General features: G+C 29.4%; 15 protein-coding genes. 10 read left to right on the top strand and 5 right to left on the bottom strand.

Features of this window, described 5'->3' with window-relative positions; all coding sequences use genetic code 11:
• The first annotated feature begins 37 nt into the window (after positions 1 to 37).
• The 6 genes from pepT to BLU40_RS06825 all read left to right on the top strand — a co-directional run bounded on the left by pepT (position 38) and on the right by BLU40_RS06825 (position 8,279).
• Positions 38 to 1,273 carry a peptidase T gene (gene pepT, locus BLU40_RS06850; RefSeq protein WP_090121499.1) on the top strand — a complete coding sequence of 412 codons (1,236 nt, stop codon included), beginning with the start codon at positions 38 to 40 and terminating at the stop codon, positions 1,271 to 1,273.
• Between the two features lie 151 nt (positions 1,274 to 1,424).
• Positions 1,425 to 2,633 (top strand): diaminopimelate decarboxylase, encoded by a 1,209-nt coding sequence (lysA, locus tag BLU40_RS06845; RefSeq protein WP_090121498.1) that lies wholly within the window; start codon positions 1,425 to 1,427, stop codon positions 2,631 to 2,633.
• A gap of 356 nt (positions 2,634 to 2,989) precedes the next feature.
• Positions 2,990 to 5,434 (top strand): bifunctional aspartate kinase/homoserine dehydrogenase I, encoded by a 2,445-nt coding sequence (thrA, locus tag BLU40_RS06840; protein WP_090121496.1) that lies wholly within the window; start codon positions 2,990 to 2,992, stop codon positions 5,432 to 5,434.
• A gap of 3 nt (positions 5,435 to 5,437) precedes the next feature.
• Positions 5,438 to 6,361 carry a homoserine kinase gene (locus BLU40_RS06835; protein ID WP_090121492.1) on the top strand — a complete coding sequence of 308 codons (924 nt, stop codon included), beginning with the start codon at positions 5,438 to 5,440 and terminating at the stop codon, positions 6,359 to 6,361.
• 70 nt (positions 6,362 to 6,431) lie between these two features.
• Positions 6,432 to 7,727: a threonine synthase gene (thrC, locus tag BLU40_RS06830; protein WP_090121489.1), complete on the top strand. Its 1,296-nt coding sequence runs from the start codon at positions 6,432 to 6,434 to the stop codon at positions 7,725 to 7,727.
• 54 nt (positions 7,728 to 7,781) lie between these two features.
• Entirely contained in the window at positions 7,782 to 8,279 is a 498-nt protein-coding gene (locus tag BLU40_RS06825; protein WP_090121486.1) for a DUF6265 family protein, read from the top strand.
• 3 nt (positions 8,280 to 8,282) lie between these two features.
• Here BLU40_RS06825 and BLU40_RS06820 read toward each other — a convergent pair whose 3' ends face one another.
• Positions 8,283 to 9,743, bottom strand: a complete 1,461-nt coding sequence (locus BLU40_RS06820) for an aminopeptidase P N-terminal domain-containing protein (protein WP_090121485.1) — start codon at positions 9,741 to 9,743, stop codon at positions 8,283 to 8,285.
• A gap of 192 nt (positions 9,744 to 9,935) precedes the next feature.
• On the opposite strand from BLU40_RS06820, the gene gcvT reads away from it, so the two are divergent.
• The gene (gene gcvT / locus BLU40_RS06815; protein ID WP_090121483.1) at positions 9,936 to 11,018 is read left to right on the top strand and encodes a glycine cleavage system aminomethyltransferase GcvT; all 1,083 of its coding nucleotides are present in this window, start codon (positions 9,936 to 9,938) and stop codon (positions 11,016 to 11,018) included.
• Between the two features lie 51 nt (positions 11,019 to 11,069).
• Here the strand turns inward: gcvT and BLU40_RS06810 are convergent, their stop codons facing one another.
• Both BLU40_RS06810 and BLU40_RS06805 read right to left on the bottom strand, forming a co-directional pair.
• Entirely contained in the window at positions 11,070 to 11,615 is a 546-nt protein-coding gene (locus BLU40_RS06810) for a 1-acyl-sn-glycerol-3-phosphate acyltransferase (protein WP_090121481.1), read from the bottom strand.
• A gap of 70 nt (positions 11,616 to 11,685) precedes the next feature.
• Positions 11,686 to 12,441 carry a hypothetical protein gene (locus tag BLU40_RS06805; RefSeq protein WP_090121478.1) on the bottom strand — a complete coding sequence of 252 codons (756 nt, stop codon included), beginning with the start codon at positions 12,439 to 12,441 and terminating at the stop codon, positions 11,686 to 11,688.
• A gap of 471 nt (positions 12,442 to 12,912) precedes the next feature.
• Between BLU40_RS06805 and BLU40_RS06800 the strand changes: the two genes are divergently transcribed.
• Positions 12,913 to 14,415 (top strand): reverse transcriptase domain-containing protein, encoded by a 1,503-nt coding sequence (locus BLU40_RS06800; protein ID WP_090121475.1) that lies wholly within the window; start codon positions 12,913 to 12,915, stop codon positions 14,413 to 14,415.
• A gap of 42 nt (positions 14,416 to 14,457) precedes the next feature.
• The gene (gene rmuC, locus BLU40_RS06795; RefSeq protein WP_090121472.1) at positions 14,458 to 15,780 is read left to right on the top strand and encodes a DNA recombination protein RmuC; all 1,323 of its coding nucleotides are present in this window, start codon (positions 14,458 to 14,460) and stop codon (positions 15,778 to 15,780) included.
• Between the two features lie 172 nt (positions 15,781 to 15,952).
• Here the strand turns inward: rmuC and BLU40_RS06790 are convergent, their stop codons facing one another.
• Positions 15,953 to 17,119, bottom strand: a complete 1,167-nt coding sequence (locus BLU40_RS06790; protein WP_090121468.1) for a proline dehydrogenase family protein — start codon at positions 17,117 to 17,119, stop codon at positions 15,953 to 15,955.
• A gap of 86 nt (positions 17,120 to 17,205) precedes the next feature.
• Between BLU40_RS06790 and aroB the strand changes: the two genes are divergently transcribed.
• Entirely contained in the window at positions 17,206 to 18,273 is a 1,068-nt protein-coding gene (gene aroB, locus BLU40_RS06785; protein ID WP_090121465.1) for a 3-dehydroquinate synthase, read from the top strand.
• On the opposite strand, the gene bshA is transcribed toward aroB, so the two are convergent.
• The gene (bshA, locus tag BLU40_RS06780; protein WP_090121462.1) at positions 18,270 to 19,403 is read right to left on the bottom strand and encodes an N-acetyl-alpha-D-glucosaminyl L-malate synthase BshA; all 1,134 of its coding nucleotides are present in this window, start codon (positions 19,401 to 19,403) and stop codon (positions 18,270 to 18,272) included. The two genes, aroB and bshA, sit on opposite strands and share 4 nt — an antisense overlap.
• Positions 19,404 to 19,518 lie beyond the last annotated feature (115 nt).

Genomic DNA, 19,518 nt, shown 5'->3' with positions numbered 1-19,518 from the left:
ATTACCTATATTGTACTTTTGATAAAAATATAAAAAAATGCAAAAAATAATAGATAGATTTGTTAAGTATATTACTGTAGATACACAGTCTGACCCAGAAAACCCAGCTTTTCCAAGTACTGAAAAACAATGGGATTTAGCCAAAATTTTAGTTGAAGAGCTAAAAGAAATTGGAATGGAAGATGTAACGTTAGATGATAACTGTTATGTAATGGCTACATTACCATCTAATGTAGATTTTGAAGTACCTACAATTGGTTTTATTGCGCATATAGATACAAGTCCAGATTATTCTGGAACAAACGTTAAACCGCAATTTCACCCTAATTACAATGGAGAAGATATTGTGCTTAATAAAGAAGAAAACATTATTTTATCTCCAAGTTATTTTGAAGATTTATTAATGTACAAAGGTCAAACTTTAATTACTACTGATGGTACTACACTATTAGGAGCTGATGATAAAGCAGGAATTACAGAGATAGTTTCGGCGATGGAATTTTTAATTAATAATCCAGAAATTAAGCACGGTAAAATAAGAGTTGGTTTTACGCCAGATGAAGAAGTTGGTAAAGGTGCCCATATGTTTGATGTAGATAAATTTGGTGCGGAATGGGCTTATACTATGGATGGTAGCCAAGTTGGTGAGTTAGAGTATGAAAACTTTAATGCAGCTGGTGCTAAAGTTACTATTAATGGTAAAATTGTTCATCCTGGTTATGCAAAAGGAAAAATGATTAATTCTATGACTATTGCTGCGGACTTTATTAAAAGCTTGCCAGCAAACGAAGTTCCTGAGCACACTACAAATTATGAAGGTTTTTTCCATTTACATACTATGAATGGTGAAGTTGAAAAAACAACTTTAGAGTATATTATTAGAGATCACGACTTAAAATTATTTGAAGGAAGAAAAGAACTTTTTCAAAAATTAGTTGATGATTTAAACAAAAAATTAGGAGCAGATTTAATTGAAGTTGAAATTAAAGATCAATACTTTAATATGCGCGAGAAAATTGAGCCTGTAATGCATATTGTTGATATTGCCGAAGAAGCAATGAATCACCTAAATATTACTCCGCTAATTAAAGCTATTAGAGGTGGTACAGATGGTTCGCAATTATCATACAAAGGTTTGCCTTGTCCAAATATTTTTGCTGGTGGACATAATTTCCACGGAAGATACGAGTATGTACCTGCAGAATCTTTACAATTAGCAACTGATGTTATTGTAGAAATTGCACGTATTACAGCCAAAAGAGCTAGAAAATAATAATTAAAAAAAAACAAGAAACTCCCATCTAATAATTATTAGATGGGAGTTTCTTGTTTTTTAACAAAATGTTAAATATTGTTATTATAATAAATATTGTTTTGTTAGAATAGAAAACATTCTACTTTTGAATCACTAAAAAAATAAGTAGATGAACAATCAACAATTGGTAGCGCTAGCACAAAAATATGGTGATCCTTTGTATGTGTACGATGCAAACAAAATTGAAGAGCAATACAACCGAATGGCTAATGCTTTTTCAACAGTAAATAAATTGAAAATAAATTATGCTGTAAAGGCAAATTCAAACATAAATATATTAAAGGTATTAAAAAAGCTTAATTCTGGTGTTGATTGTGTTTCAATCCAAGAGGTTAAATTAGCTATTGAGGCAGGTTTTAATGTAAAAGATATCTTCTTTACTCCTAGCGGAATTTCATTTGAAGAAATGGAACAAGCTGTAAATTTAGGCGTGCAAATAACATTAGATAGTTTATCTATTTTAGAAAAATTTGGAAATAAGTATCCAACTATTCCAGTGTGTTTAAGAATCAATCCGCATGTTATGGCTGGTGGTAATCATAAAATATCTGTAGGTCATATAGATTCTAAATTTGGTATTTCAATATATCAAATTGAAGGAATTAAAGATATTGTAAAAGAAACAGGACTAGTTATTAATGGTATTCATATGCATACAGGTTCTGATATTTATAATATTGATGCATTTTTACATGCAACTGAAATATTATTAAATACCGTAAAAGAATTTGATACGATTGAATTTGTTGATTTTGGTAGTGGTTTTAAAGTACCTTATAAAGAAGGCGATATTGAAACCAATATTGAAGAAATGGGAATTACATTAAGCAATCGCTTTAATGAGTTTTGCAAAGAATATGGTCGAGATTTAACAATGATTTTTGAGCCCGGTAAATTTTTAGTGAGTTCTGCTGGTAGCTTATTAGTTAAAGTGAATGTTGTTAAGCCAACTCCAAATATTGTATTTATAGGTGTAGATAGTGGTTTAAATCACTTATTACGCCCTATGATGTACGATGCTTATCACCATATTACAAACATTTCAAATCCTGAAGGAACAGAAAAAATTTACGATATAGTAGGATATATTTGCGAAAACGATACGTTTGGCTCGAACAGAAGCATAAGTGAAGTTTCAGAAAATGATATTTTATGCATACATAATGCTGGAGCTTATAGCTTCTCTATGGCTTCAAATTACAACTCTAGATACAGGCCTGCTGAAGTAATGGTTTACAATGGAGAGGATTATTTAATACGTAAACGTGAAAATTTTGATGATTTAATTAAAAATCAAGTTATAATAGATTTAGAATAATATAAAAAACTCCGTTGCTTAGCACGGAGTTTTTTGTTATTCATAAAAAGTTCTTTAAAATAATGATTAGAGTATATTCAAAATAGTTGAAAATTAATTTTTCAGCAATTTTAACAACAAACTATTGTAGTTTTAAAAAAATACCTATTTTTGAACAATGCAAATAGCAAATAAATATAAGTTAACAACAAACGCAATTACTATGCGCAACTTTACTATTGCTACAACTACTACAATTACCCTTTAGGGGTTCTATTCTATTCATATCAGGTCGTATATATACTCGTTTTTTTCAAGATGAAAAAACTAGGGGTATTAAAAATAATATTGAAATAAACATATAAAATTAATACATAATGAAAGTATTAAAATTTGGAGGATCATCAGTAGCCTCTTCAGAAAACATAAATAAAGTAATAAGAATTGTTAAAGAAAATTCGTTTAAAAACAATGTAGCTGTTGTTGTATCTGCTCTTGGAGGTGTTACAGATTTATTATTAGAGTCTGGTAAATTGGCCTGCGAAGGAAATGAAGATTATAAAAATAGCTTTAAAACTATTGAAGAACGACATATTGAAGTTGTTAGAGAATTAATACCTGTTAATGGTCAAAGCAGTGTTCTTGGTCAAATAAAACTGATGTTGAATAAATTAGAAAACACATTAGAAGGTGTATTTTTAATTAATGAACTTTCTGCAAAAACTTCAGATAAAATAGTAAGCTACGGAGAGTTATTTTCTTCATATATTATTGCTGAAGCAATGAAAAGTAAAGAATTAGATGCTGTTCTTAAAAACTCACAAGAACTTATTGTTACTGATGAAAATTTTTCGAACGCAGCAGTAATTTTTAACAAAACAGAAAAAAATATTCAAAATTTCTTCAACAAAAACAAAGCTAAAGTAGTAATGCTTCCAGGTTTTGTTGCTAAAACAGAACAAGGAGAAGTTTCAACTTTAGGTCGTGGAGGATCGGATTATACAGCAGCAATTATAGCTTCTTCGGTAGACGCATCAATATTAGAAATATGGACAGATGTTAGTGGAATGTTTACTGCAAACCCAAAATTTGTTCGTCAGGCCTTCCCTATTAAAAGTATTTCGTATCAAGAAGCAATGGAATTGTCGCATTTTGGTGCAAAAGTTTTATATCCACCAACAATTCAACCAGTATTAGAAAAGGAAATTCCAATTTGTATAAAAAATACATTTGATGCTAAAGCAGAAGGAACATTAATTACTAAAGTTTCATCTAATCACGAACCAATTAAAGGTATTAGTCATATAGAAAATATGGCACTTCTTACTTTAGAAGGAAGTGGAATGATTGGTATTCCTGGTTTTTCTAAGCGTTTATTTGGATGTTTAGCTTCAAATAAAATCAATATTTCGTTAATTACACAGGCTTCATCAGAACATTCAATTTGTTTTGCAATAAGTAATAATGACGCTGAGAGAGCAGAAAACATTATAAATGATGAGTTTAGTTACGAAATTGAGCGAAACAAAATAGACCCTGTAATTGTTGAAAAAGACAAAGCAATTATTGCTGTAGTTGGTGATAATATGAAAAGCCACCAAGGTATTAGTGGTAAAATGTTTAGTACACTTGGTAAAAACAATGTAAACATAATTGCTATTGCTCAAGGTGCTTCAGAAAAAAATATTTCAGCAGTTATAGATCATAAGGATATTAAAAAAGCATTAAACACTTTACATTCAGAGTTTTTCGAAAACCAAACAAAACAATTAAACCTATTTGTTGTAGGAGTTGGTAATGTTGGAGGTAAGTTATTAGAACAAATTAAACAACAACAACAATATTTATTAGATAATTTAAAATTACAAGTTAGGGTTATAGCACTTACAAACTCTAAAAAAATGTATTTTAATGAAGATGGTATTGACTTAGAGAATTGGCAAAACCAATTACCAAAAGGAGAAGCTTTAGATATGGACTTGTTTCATAAAAAAGTAACAGATTTAAACTACCGTAACAGTATTTTTGTAGATAATACAGCAAACGAAAATGTATCTAAATTATACGCTAGTTACTTAAAAGAAAGTGTTGCTGTTGTTACTTGTAACAAAATTGCATGTTCATCTAATTACACTAATTATTTAAACTTAAAACAGTTAGCTAGAGAGTACAATGCTCCTTTCCTTTTTGAAACAAATGTTGGTGCAGGTTTACCTATAATTGACACTCTTAAAAACTTAATAGCATCAGGAGATAAAGTAACTAAAATACAAGCAGTTCTGTCTGGTAGCTTAAACTTTGTGTTTAATAATTTTAATAGCGAAACTTCTTTTGCTGAAGTTGTTGACCAAGCAGGAATTCAAGGATATACAGAGCCTGATCCACGTATCGATTTAAGTGGTGTGGATGTAATGCGTAAAATATTAATTTTAGCTCGTGAAAGCGGAACAAAATTAGAATTAAGCGATATTGAAAATGATTCGTTTTTACCAAAAGCATCGTTAGATGCAGACTCTGTTCCAGATTTTTTAGAAACTTTAAAATCTGAAGCTGCACATTTCAATAAAATTTATGAAAAAGCGGCTGCAAATGATTGTAGATTAAAATTTGTTGCAGAATTTGACAATGGAAAATCTAAAGTTGGTTTAAATGAAATACCTTCAGATCATCCTTTTTATAATTTAGATGGAAGTGATAATATTGTATTGTTCTTTACAGAAAGATATCCTATTCAACCGTTAATTATAAAAGGTGCTGGTGCTGGTGCAGATGTTACTGCCTCTGGATTATTTGCCGATATTATTAGAATTGGTAACAATTAAATTATGAATGAGTTAAAGATTTTTACTCCGGCTACAATAGCAAACGTTTCTTGCGGTTTTGATGTTTTGGGTTTGGCGTTAGATAATGTTGGTGATGAAATGATTATTCGTAAAATTCCTGAAAATGGAATTATAATTTCTAAAATAGAAGGTCAAGATTTACCGTTAGAAACTCATAAAAATGTTGCAGGTGTTGCAGGTTTGGCTTTGTTAGCAGAAGCTGAAGCAACCCACGGTTTTGAAATAGAAATTATTAAGCGTATTAAACCTGGTAGTGGAATTGGTAGCAGTGCTGCTAGTTCTGCAGGTGCAGTTTGGGCAATTAATGAGTTATTAGGAAAGCCTTTCAATACAAGCGATTTGGTTCGCTTTGCTATGGAAGGTGAGCGTTTAGCAACAGGTGTTGCGCACGCAGATAATGTAGCTCCTGCCCTTTTTGGTGGATTTACATTAGTAAGAAGCTATGAACCTTTAGATATTATAAGTGTAAACACACCTTCTGAGTTATATGCAACGGTAATTCACCCTCAAATTGAAGTTAAAACTTCTGATGCACGTGAAATTTTAAGAACAACCGTGCAATTAAAAGACGCTATTAAGCAATGGGGAAATGTTGGAGGTTTAATTAGTGGTTTGTATACTGAAGATTACGATTTAATTGGTCGATCTCTTCAAGACCATATAATTGAGCCAATACGTTCTATTTTAATACCTGCGTTTGATTCGGTTAAAAAGAATTCAATAAAAGCAGGTGCTTTAGGTTGTGGTATATCTGGCTCTGGTCCTTCTATTTTTGCTTTAAGTAAAGGAGAAGAAACAGCATTAAATGTTGGTGAAGCAATGAAAGCTGCTTATAATAAAGTAGGTATTAAATACGATGTACACGTTTCGAAAGTTAATAAGCAAGGAATAAAAATAATTAATTGATAATTATCTATTACGAATTTGAAATTATCAATTCGTAATTTGAAATTAATAATTCATAATTGAATAAAAAATGAATTTTTACAGTTTAAATAAAAAAGCACCAGACGTTTCGTTTAAAGAAGCTGTGGTAAAAGGATTAGCACCAGATAAAGGATTGTATTTTCCTGAGAGTATTACACCCTTAGAAAAAGATTTTTTTAATCATATAGAATACTTTACTAATACTGAAATTGCTTACGAAGTAATTAAACAATTTGTTGCTGATGAAATTCCAGAAAAAGAATTAAAGCAAATTATTGAAGAAACTTTAAGCTTTGATTTTCCGGTTGTTCCAATTACTGAAGACATATCAACTTTAGAATTGTTTCACGGTCCTACAATGGCATTTAAAGATGTAGGAGCGCGTTTTATGGCGCGTTGTTTTGGATATTTCAACAAAGAAAAAAACGCTACTAAAGTTACTGTTTTAGTTGCTACTTCTGGAGATACTGGTGGTGCCGTTGCAAGTGGTTTTTTAGGTGTTGAAGGTGTAGATGTTGTAATTCTATATCCTAGCGGAAAAGTGAGCGATGTTCAAGAAAAACAGCTAACTACCTTAGGGCAAAACATTAAAGCTCTAGAAGTTAATGGTACATTTGACGATTGCCAAGCAATGGTTAAAACTGCTTTTTTAGATGAAGAATTAACGTCTCAGAGAAATTTAACTTCTGCAAACTCTATTAACGTTGCTCGTTGGTTACCACAAATGTTTTATTTCTTTTTTGCTTACAAACAATTACAAAACAAAAAGAAAGACTTGGTTTTTTCTGTACCAAGTGGAAATTTTGGAAATATTTGCGCTGGTATTATGGCGCAGCAATTAGGTTTACCAATTAAGCAATTTATTGCTTCAACAAACATAAATGACATTGTTCCTAATTATTTAAAAACTGGAGTTTATAGCCCAAAACCTTCTAAACAAACTATTTCTAACGCAATGGATGTAGGTGATCCGAGTAATTTTATTCGAATTCAAGAAATTTATAAAAATGACGATAAGTTAAAGAAAAACTTAACTTCTTATTCTTTTGATGATGCTACTACAAAAAATGCAATGAAAGAAATTAAAGCCGAAAGTGGCTATATTGCAGATCCACACGGAGCTGTTGGTTATTTAGGTTTAAAAAAGTATCTAAAAGATAATAAAGCACAAGGAATTTTCTTAGAAACGGCACATCCCGTGAAGTTTTTAGATGTAGTTGAGCCAGTTTTAGGTGATACTATCGAGTACCCACAACAGATTTTAGATGTTATTGATAAAGAGAAAGTTTCTAAAGTTATTTCTACTTACAAAGAGCTAAAACAATACTTAATAGAAACTAAGTAAACACTTAATTAAAATAAAACTATTAAATTAGCTAGGTAACTAAATTTTTTTTAAATGAAATTTTACCTAGCTTTTTTATGCTTAATATGTACATTAAGTATAACATCTCAAAACACATTAAAATTAAACAATTCTAAATCTCCAAAAGCAACTCTTACCGATGTTTCGTGGATTTCTGGCTATTGGACAGGTGAAGCTTTAGGTGGTTTTGTAGAAGAAATTTGGTCGGATCCTTATGGAAAATCAATGATGGGTTCGTTTAAACTCGTTACCGAAGGAGGTGAAATAAGTTTTTATGAGTTATGTGCTATTTCTGAAGAAAATAACACGTTAATTTTACGTATTAAACATTTTTCGAAAGATTTAAAAGGTTGGGAAGAAAAAAATGAGACAACTGATTTTAAGCTAGTTAAAATTGAAAAGCATAAAGCCTATTTTGATGGTTTAACTTTTGATTTAATAGATGAAAACAACTTAGATATGTATGTTGTTTTCAAAGAAAATGGAAAAGAAGAGCAAGAAATGAAATTTAGTTATGTATTAAAAAAATAATTTCTAATCTAATTGAGGAAGTAAAAAACCATCAAGTACACTAGGCTGTAGCATCATTTTTTCAATAGCCTCAGAAGTTCTTGGCGCTCTTGCAGATAAGTTTTCTGGTCCATTTTTAGTAATTAAAATATCATCTTCAATTCTAACAGCAATATCCCACCATTTTTCATCGCAATCACTACCTTTTGGAATGTAAATACCAGGTTCTACGGTAATTACCATATTTTCTTTAAGTTTGCCATAATTTGAAGTGTCGTGAACATCTAAACCAATGTGATGCGATGCTCCGTGAGGAAAATATGTATGATACTCTTTTTCATTAGAAATAATACCTAATTCAGCTAAACCTTTATTTATTATTTTTTGCGAAACAATTGTTAGTTTCCCAAAATGTGCACCTTCTTTACAAGCTTTAATTGCTTCGGTTTGTGCTTTAAATACCAAATCGTAAATAGCTTTTTGTTCTTTAGAAAATTTTCCGTTTGTAGGTATTGTTCTTGTAACATCTGCCGTGTAGCCGTGGTATTCTGCTCCTAAATCCATTAAAACTAACTTACCATCCTCAATTTCGGTTTTATTATTCTCTATATAGTGTAAAATACAACCATTACCTCCTGCTCCAACAATTGATGGGTAACCTTCGTATTCTGCTCCGTATTTTTTATAAACAAATTCGTGAATTCCTTGCACTTCTAATTCAGACATTTTTGGGTGCATTGCTTTCATTACCTCAATTTGTCCAACTGCAGATATATCAACTGCTTTTCTTAATAGTTTTAATTCTTCTTTTGTTTTAATTTCTCGTAACGTGGCCATATAATATGGCAACAAGTTTAAATTCGATTTTTTACTACTGTAAAAATTATCATCACTTTTTACAGTTTCAGCATTTAATAAACTGTATGAGATTTTACTTTTAAATGTTTTAATTAAATCAAATAAATCTGCTGTGTTATTAGAGTTTCTAACATCGTTATTAAAAGCTTCAAAAAGCACCTTGTTAAATTTTGAAAAGTCTAGATTAAAGCTTTTAAAGTCCTTACCATTATATGCAACTCTAAAACCTAAATCATCTTGTGCGCCTTTTATTCCAAGCCTTTTTCCATCCCAAAGCTCTGCTGTTTCATTTCGCTCTTGAACAAATAAAACTTCATTAAAAACATTTCCATTTACAGTTTGATTTTCTTTAAAAATTAAAACCAAAGAATGTGGCTCGTTAGAACCTGTTAAATAATAAAAATTTGGATCCTGATGGTAATGAAAATTAACATCATTTGCTCTATTTCTTACTGGGTTTGCGAAAAATACTGCAACACTATTTTTTGGCATTAAGTTTCGTAAAGCTTCTCTTCTTTCTTTATGAAAGTCTTTACTTAAATAATCTTGAGGTAAATGTTGGTGCTGAGCATTTACATTCAATAAAAAACATAAAGTTAAGACTAATAGTAGTTGAAATTTCTTCATTTTTGAATATTACCAATAAATTTAGCTCAAATATAGAAAAATATTGAAGCTTACTTTGTTTAGACTAACACATTTCTACATCTATCTTTAATTCTTTGTTTAAAAAGAAAGTTATTGATAGAGATATGATAACTTAATACAGATTAAATATTACAATTATTAGTAATTTAGCGAACCTAAAAAATAACTACAATGAAAAATACTGCATTATCGCATATACATGAACAATTAGGTGCAAAAATGGTACCATTTGCTGGTTACAATATGCCAGTACAATATGAAGGAGTTAACGCTGAACACGAAACTGTAAGAACTGGAGTTGGTGTTTTTGATGTTTCGCATATGGGAGAATTCTTAATTGAAGGAGAGTTTGCATTAGAATTAATACAGTTTGTAACATCTAATGATGCTTCTAAATTAGAAATTGGAGAAGCACAATATAGTTGTTTACCTAACGATAAAGGTGGTATTGTAGACGATTTAATTGTTTACAGAGTAAAAGAAGAAACTTATTTATTAGTTGTAAATGCTTCTAATATAGAAAAAGATTGGAACTGGATTTCTGTTCATAATTCTATGAATGCTGAGATGAAAAACATCTCTGAAGGTTATTCTTTATTAGCTATTCAAGGTCCAAAAGCTGTTGAAGCAATGCAAAGTTTAACTTCGGAAGATTTATCGGCTATTAAGTTTTACACATTTAAGGTTGCCGATTTTGCTGGTATTGATCACGTAATTATTTCGGCAACGGGTTATACTGGTTCTGGTGGTTTTGAAATTTACTGTAAAAACAGTGAAGTTGAACAAGTTTGGAATAAAGTTTTTGAAGCTGGTAAAGACTTCGGAATAAAACCAATTGGTTTAGCTGCTCGTGATACTTTACGTTTAGAAATGGGTTATTGCTTATACGGTAACGATATAAACGACACAACATCGCCTATTGAAGCTGGTTTAGGGTGGATTACTAAGTTTACGAAGAACTTTACTAATTCTGAAGCTTTAAAAAAGCAAAAAGAAGAAGGTGTAACTAAAAAATTAGTGGCATTTGAAATGATTGATAGAGGAATTCCTCGTCAGCACTACGCTATTGTTGATGCTGATGGAAATGAAATAGGAGAAGTTACTTCTGGAACTATGAGTCCTTCTCTAAAAAAAGCTATTGGTTTAGGTTATGTTGCTAAAGAATTTTCTAAAAGAGATACTGAAATATATATTCAAGTAAGAAAGAAAACTTTAAAAGCTAAAGTTGTTAGATTGCCTTTTTATAAAGGGTAATTTTAAAATAGACATAAAAAAAACCTACTATTTTTAGTAGGTTTTTTTGTTTTATAAGTTGAAATACTCAGGGATTTTACCTTTTACTCCTCTATAAAAATCATAAATAAAGTTCATATCTTTTTCCATATCATTGGTTAAATAATAAGGTTCAGAAAGTTTAACCTGCTTTTTACCAAAATCAAAAGTCATCATAACAATTGGTACGTTTGCGCCTTTAGCAATATGGTAAAAGCCTGTTTTCCATTTGTCGTTTCTTTTTCTTGTGCCTTCAGGAGATAAGGCTAATATAAACTGTTCTTTTTCTTTAAAAATATCAATAATAGCATCTACTCTATTAGCGCTTTTACTTCTATCAACAGGAGTACCGCCTAAAGCTTTAAAAATAAATCCAAAAGGTGGTTTAAATAATGAAGCTTTACCGATGTAGTTTGCAGGTGAATTTTGAGAAAGTTTTATAGCTAAACCTAAAAAAAAATCTTGCCAATGGGTATGAGGTGCACCAATAATTATATACTTTTTTATATCTGTTGGTAACAAGCCAACTGTTTTCCAACCAAATAAAGTATGAAATATAAATTTTGTAATTGTTTTCATATGTTAATAACTCAATGCGTAAATAATTTGATACATTGGTCGGCAAAGATAAAAACAATAAATAATAATCCTAACTTTGATTTGGTGTTACCTCTTTTGATACTAATTCCTCCTCTAAAACTTCTGATTTAAAATTCATTCTATCTGTAAAAAATTCAATTGGTAAAAATTGTTCGCTAAATTTTTTCTGAATTGGATTAAACCACTTAACTTTTAATAGTGTTTCCGAAACTTGTTTCTTTACTTGACCGTTTTCATAAAATAAATTTTTATCATCATTTTTCTTTAAACCACACATTACAAAGTCAGGAGAAGCATAGTTTACAACATATTGAATTGTTGATTTAATATTATCCTTTTCTATTTCTCCTTTTTTTTCTGTTATTTTTTTTGATGAACGCTTCTTATAAATTTCTATTTTTTTTGTGATAAACCTAACTATTCCACCAAATTTATATACTAATGGTTTTTTAAAATAACTTTTTATCTCTTTAATAATTGTATCAGTATCATCTCTTAATTCACCAATTTCTGAAATTCTTTCTATTTTTAATTTTTTATACGATCTTAAAAAACTCTCATAAATTGTGTTTTCGGTAAATTGACTTTTATCATCATCAAAATAAACACAAGTATATTTAACCTTATCAGATATTTTTTTACCAGTTTCTTCATCGTGAGTTCTTTTCTTATTATTTTCAATAAAAACTTCTTTAACCATCATTACAGGAGGTACATATTTTCCATCTCCTTGTATTCTGAAATCATTAAATAACGGGTGTGTTTTGAAAGTAACAATACTTCCTACTGAATATTTATTTTTCATACCAAATTTTTCTATAAAATTAATTAAAAATCTTAAATTTACAGTATAAAGTAAGAAAGTTCTTTAGTTAAAGAAAATAAAACATTTGTTGAACTATTGTATTGATTAATTTCAATCACTTAATCCAACCTTTTATTATAAAAGGGTTAATAAATATGGTGATTAGGTAAGATGTAATCATTTGAATTAATGTCTTAAGCACCGTTGCATAAGAAACTAATTCAAATACAAAGTTACAAATTCTATGCCATTCTTTCACCTTTAGGTCAAGAAATTGGAGAACTGTTTGTATCACAGAGGTAATTAAACTTATTTGCTTCATAATTGATATTATTTCTAGTTCATTAGGATATATTAACGTATAAATGCAGCGTGAGTCGAGAATTTGGCTAATGGTTCAATCTTCAAAAGATGTACGTTTTATTTTGTTGTAAATACGTGCGAGAACTTTTTTACTTTTTATTTAAAGCTATGATAAAAGAAAAAGACTGGTTTAAAGACAGAGGATATCCTCATTTTTCTAACAAAACACCATTATCAGTTAGAAAAAGAGTATTATATTATGTTTCAAATTCTAAAAAAGTTACGAAGCATTCTTTTTCACCTCTTATTTATAAAGAAATTAAGCAAAGAAGGTATAAAACATCTAATTTTAATGGAGAAATAAAACGTTCTCATAAAAAAATTGAAAATGATAAAATAGTTTCTAATTCAAAAATAAGAAAGATTCTATATGCCTCTCATATTGATGCCCACATATATTCATATTATGCACAACAAATAATTACTCCCAAATACGAAGAATATTTAAGTAAAAACTTTGAGTTATCTAATTCAATTACAGCTTATAGACAAATTGAAACAGATGATAAAGTTAAATTCAAAAACAATGTCCACTTTGCTAAAGATGTATTTAATGAGATTAAAAAAAGACAAAACTGTGTTGCCTTAGTTTTAGATATTGAGAACTTCTTCCCTACCTTAAATCATAAAAAGTTAAAACTTGCTTGGTCAAAATTATTAGGAACTAAAACGTTACCAAAAGATCATTACAATTTATTCAAAGCTATAACAAGGTTTTCTTATGTAAAACTGAAAGATTTGAAAACTAAAAATGGTCATTTTGATGAAAAAGAATTAGCTAGATTAAAAAGAATAGGAAAACACACTTTTTTTGAAAGTATCAAAGATTTAATTGATTCTGATATAATAATTCATAAAAACCAAGTTAAAAAGGATGGTAAATTAATTGGAATTCCACAGGGATTACCTATTAGCGCACTTTTAGCTAATATTTATATGCTTTCTTTTGATGAAGCTATTATTGAAAGATTAACTTTAAAACATAACGTATTTTATAGAAGATATTCTGACGATATTGTTGTTATATGCAAAAAAGATCAAATTTCAATCATTGAAAAGGTTGTTGAAGAGGAAATTAATAAGATTGATTTAAAAGTATCATTTGAGAAAACAGAAAAATCACTTTTCAAAATTGATAACAATAGATTGCAATCCTATAAAATTGAAGAAGATAGCTTAATTAAAAATATTCCTTTAAATTATTTAGGTTTTGAGTTTTATGGATATCAAACTTTACTAAAATCTAAGAACTTAGCAAAGTTTTATAGAACAATGAAAGAATCTATAAAAAGAAAACATAAAAGAGTTGAAATTCAAAAAGAAAAATATTTATTAGATGACGCCCCTATTTTTAAACGGAAAATATATAGGTTATATAGTTTTAAAGGTGTTAAATCAAGACTTATACCTTCAACAAGAACCGAGTTTGTAAAAGAAAAAGCAATTACAACTCCTTTTCAGCGAAAATTTAGAGGCAATTATTTACGATATGCATATAGAGCTGCAGATGAGCTCGATGCTCCTGAAATAAAAAGACAATTAAGAAATCATTGGAAAATACTTCAAAAAACAATATTGAAGTATGAATTTTCTAATTCAAAAAAAGATTAAGAGTTAGTATATTTTCTTACTTTTACAAAATAACAAAACGATATGAACAACTATTTAATTTTTGGAATTATTGCAGTTCTTTTTGCTGTAATTGGATATGTTATTGGTAAACTTTTAACCAAAAATAGTTATGAGAAAGTAATTTCTGAACTTGAAACTAAAAGCAAACTATTACTTCAAGAAAAAGACACTAATTTTAACACTATTAAAGAGTTAAAACACACAATTGAATCAGTTTCAGGAGAGAAACATCAATTAGATATTACTCTAGCTGAACGAAATTCTGCATTAAATTCTTTACAAGAAAAATTAGATTCAAATAAAGAAGAAGTTTCAAAACTACAAGAAAAATTTACGAAGGATTTTGAAATTTTAGCTAATAAAATACTAGAAGAAAAATCGTCTAAGTTTACAGAACAGAACAAAGAAAACATAAAATCTATATTAAATCCGCTTCAAGAAAAAATTCAAACATTTGAAAAGAAAGTTGAAGACACCCAAAAGGAAAGTATAGGGATGCACTCTGCTTTAAAAGAACAACTACTTGGTTTAAAAGAGCTGAATTTACAAATGAGTAAAGAGGCTATTAATTTAACCAAAGCATTAAAAGGAGATAGTAAAACCCAAGGAAACTGGGGAGAATTAGTATTAGAACGTGTTTTGGAAAAATCTGGTTTAGAGAAAGATAGCGAGTATTTTGTACAACAAAGCTTTACAAATGAAGAAGGAAAAAGAATACTACCTGATGTGGTAATTCATTTACCAGATGAAAAAAAGATGATTATTGATTCTAAAGTTTCACTTACTGCTTATGAGCAATATGTAAATGCTGATACCGATGAAACTAAAGAAATTGCAATAAAAGAACACGTAAACTCTTTAAAAAGACATATTGAACAATTAAGCGAAAAGAAATATCAAGATATATATGATATTGATTCTCCTGATTTTGTATTGTTATTTATACCTATTGAGCCTGCGTTTGCAGCTGCACTGAATAAAGATAACCAACTGTATAACAAAGCATTTGAGAAAAATATAGTTATTGTTACACCAACTACGCTTTTAGCTACTTTACGTACTATTGATAGTATGTGGAATAATGAAAAACAACAAAGAAACGCACAAGACATAGCATTACAAGCGGGTAGATTGTACGATCAATTTGTGAATTTAACAAACGACCTTATTAAGGTTGGAAATCAGCTAAAAACTGTGCAAGGCTCTTATGATGGAACTATGAAAAAATTAACTGGTAATGGTAACCTAATTCGAAAAGTGGAAAACATTAAAAAATTAGGTGCCAAAGGCTCTAAAAACTTTAATGATAAGCTTTTAGAACGCGCTTTAGAGGACGAAGATTAACTGAAAACTACTAATTCTTCATAAAATTGAATTATTTTAATTCCATACTTTAGTATAAAAGTAAAGTTTCAAAATTCGAATTTTCAACAACATTAAAAGATTAAGAATTGTAAGAAAGTGTTAATGTTAGTATTTCTTAAGGTGTAAATATTAACCTCTTTTTAGTTTTACCTTATAACTTTCGTCGTTTTCTCTCTGTTTTTAGTAAATTTAGCTCTCTACTTGTTTGCCCTGCAACGGATGTATTCTCTTCTGCCCTTCTAATTAAATACGGCATAACATCTCTTACGGGGCCATAAGGTAAATATTTGGCTACATTATAATTGTGTGAAGATAAATTGTAACTAATATGATCACTCATACCATATAATTGCCCAAACCATACTCTAGTATCGTCCTTATCTACACCAGATTTAGCTAATAAATCCATTAATAAATAAGAACTTTCTTCATTATGAGTACCAGCAAATAACGCCATATTATCAATGTTTTTAAACATATACGTCATTACTTCATTATACATATTATCTGTGTCTTGCTTTGTAGCACAAATAGGAGATTTATAACCTTTTTTCTCTGCGCGTTCGCGCTCTTTTTCCATATAAGCACCTCTAACTAGCTTCATACCTATTTTAAAGCCTTGTTCATTTGCTCTATTATGAAGGCTTTTAAGATAGTCTAATCTATCCCAACGATATAATTGAAGTGTTCCAAATACAATAACTTTTGTTTTATTGTATTTCATCATCATTTCTTCAATTAAATCATCAGCTGCAGTTTGCATCCAGCTTTCTTCTGCATCTATTAACAAAGGAACATCTCTATCAAAAGCAGCTTTGCAAACAATATCATAACGTTCTTTTATACGCTTCCACTCTACAGTTTCGTGTGCATCAAGTTCTTTTCCTTCTGTAATTTTCTGATAAATTTTAAATCGTCCAAATCCACTAGGCTTAAATACAGCAAAAGGCACACTATTCTTTTCTTTACCAAACTTAATGTTGTTTAACGTTTTTTCCATTGTTAAATCAAACATTTGCTCGTCTTCTTTTCCTTCAGCAGAATAATCTAATACAGAATGTACTCTTTTAGTGTACATTTTTTCAATAACAGTCATACAATCTTCTTCAGTAACTCCACCACAAAAATGATCAAAAACTGTAGCCCTTATAATTCCTTCAACAGGTAAGTGGGTTTTTAAAGCAAACTTGGTCATTACAGTACCAATTTTTACTAAAGGTTCTCGTTTTATCATTTCAAATAAATAGAAAGCTCTATCTAACTCAACGTTAGTCTTTAACGCAAAGGCTATTTCGGTGTTATTAAATATTTTATCCATTATAAACTGTCTTTAAACAAATATACTTCACAAAATATTTATTAATTTGTTTTTTTCTGTTTAATTTGCGGCAAATTTTATCCAAAATGACACCAATATTATCAAATAACTACTTTGTTAATTTTAAAGAGGAAGCTTACGCTAAATTAAACGACTTAATTTTGCAAAAAAATCCATCAACAATTTTTATTCTAGTTGATGAAAATACGAATGAAAATTGCTTACCTATTTTACTTCAACAAATAGCTACAACAAAGGCTATTGAAATAATTGAAATTGAGGCTGGTGAAGAGAATAAAAATTTAGACACTTGTACTGGTGTCTGGAATGCTTTAACCGAGTTAGGAGCTGACAGAAAAAGCTTACTTATAAACCTTGGTGGTGGTGTTATTACAGATTTAGGTGGTTTTGTAGCTTCAACTTTTAAAAGAGGTATTTCTTTTGTAAATATTCCAACTACGCTATTAAGTATGGTTGATGCTTCTGTTGGTGGAAAAACCGGTGTTGATTTGGGTGTTTTAAAAAATCAGATAGGATTATTTTCTGACCCTGAAATGGTTTTAATAGATCCATTATTTTTGCATACTATTACCGAAAGAGAATTACGTTCTGGTTTAGCTGAAATTATTAAATACGGACTTACTTACGATGTTAATATTTGGAACAACGTTAATGATTTTGATGAACTTTCCATCAGTAATATTGAAGGTTTAATTCACCGTTCTATTGAAATTAAAAATGAAGTTGTGACAGAAGACCCTAGAGAAGGTGGAATACGTAAAGTTTTAAATTACGGTCATACTTTAGGGCACGCAATTGAATCGTACTTTTTAGATAGTGATGCTAAAGAAAAATTAACTCACGGCGAAGCTATTGCTATAGGTATGATTACTGAAGCTTATCTATCAGATAAACTACTTGGTTTTCCAACTAAAAACCTAGAATATATTAAAAATCAATTACTACAAATTTATCCGAAAGCTCCAATTATAAAAGAGGATTACGAACCAATTTTGGAATACTTAATTCACGATAAGAAAAATGTTGGTGGCCAAGTAAACTTTGTATTACTTACTGATTACGAAAAATATAAGTTTGATTGTAAAGTTGAAAAAAATCTTTTAATTGATGCTTTAGATTATTATTTAGCTTAACAACAATCTGTAATTAACTCTCTATAAACCTCTTTATAAGAAGGTAATACGTTTGGTAAACTAAATCTTTCAGCTTGCTTTAATGCGTTTTGCTTAAATACTTCTAATCTATCTTGTTTTTTTAGAATGTGAATACCGTTTTTTGCCATATCGTCGGTATCTCCAACATTGCTTAAAAACCCGGTAACACCTTGAATGTTAACTTCTGGCAATCCTCCTGAATTTGAAGAGATAACTGGTGTTCTAGCTGCCATTGCTTCTAACGCGGCTAATCCAAAACTTTCTGTTTCTGAAGGCAATAAAAACAAATCTGAATAACAAAGTAATTTATTAACTTCATTACTGTTACCCATAAATAAAACACGGTCTAAAATACCTAAATCTTTGGCTTGGCACTCTATTCGTTCTCTATCTGGTCCTTCACCTACTAATAATAATTTTGAAGGAACTTCTTTTTGAATTTTATAAAATACATCCATTACATCCCACGCACGTTTTACTGGGCGTAAATTACTTATATGCGTTATAATTCGTTCATTTTTATTAGCTATAGTACTTCTTTGACATTCTTCTGTACCAATTTCTGGGTATTTTTCAAAATCTATAAAATTATAAATTACATGAATTTCTTTACTTATATTAAAAAGTCTTAAAGTATCTTGTTTTAAACTTTCTGAAACTGTTGTAACAACATCAGAATTATTAATGCTAAATTCTACAGCACTTTTATAATTTGGGTGGCTACCAACCAAAGTAATATCTGTACCGTGTAATGTAGTTACAACCTTAATATTTATGCCCTTTTCTTTTAGCATTTGTTTAGCCATATAAGCGGCATATGCGTGTGGTATTGCGTAATGTACGTGTAGTATTTCCAAATCGTACATTTCTACAACTTCTACCATTTTACTTGATAGAGCTAACTCGTATGGTTGAAATTGAAATAAAGGGTATTCTTCAACAAATACTTCGTGAAAATGAATGTTATTTGTAATAAAATCTAGTCTAACAGGTTGTTTATATGTTATAAAATGAACGTGATGACCTTTTTGTGCCAATGCCATTCCTAATTCTGTAGCTACTACTCCACTACCTCCAAATGTTGGATAACATACAATACCTATTTTCATAATATATTAAAGAATTGAATTTTTATTAATTGAATCTAATTTATTTGCCATTTTATAGTTGTAAATATAAATGGAAACTTACAATTAAAATGTGAAAATTTACATAAATTAAAAA

Source organism: Lutibacter oricola, from assembly GCF_900106565.1.
In the GTDB taxonomy this organism is placed as follows: Bacteria; Bacteroidota; Bacteroidia; order Flavobacteriales; family Flavobacteriaceae; genus Lutibacter; species Lutibacter oricola.
This window is presented reverse-complemented; position numbering and strand designations above follow the sequence as displayed.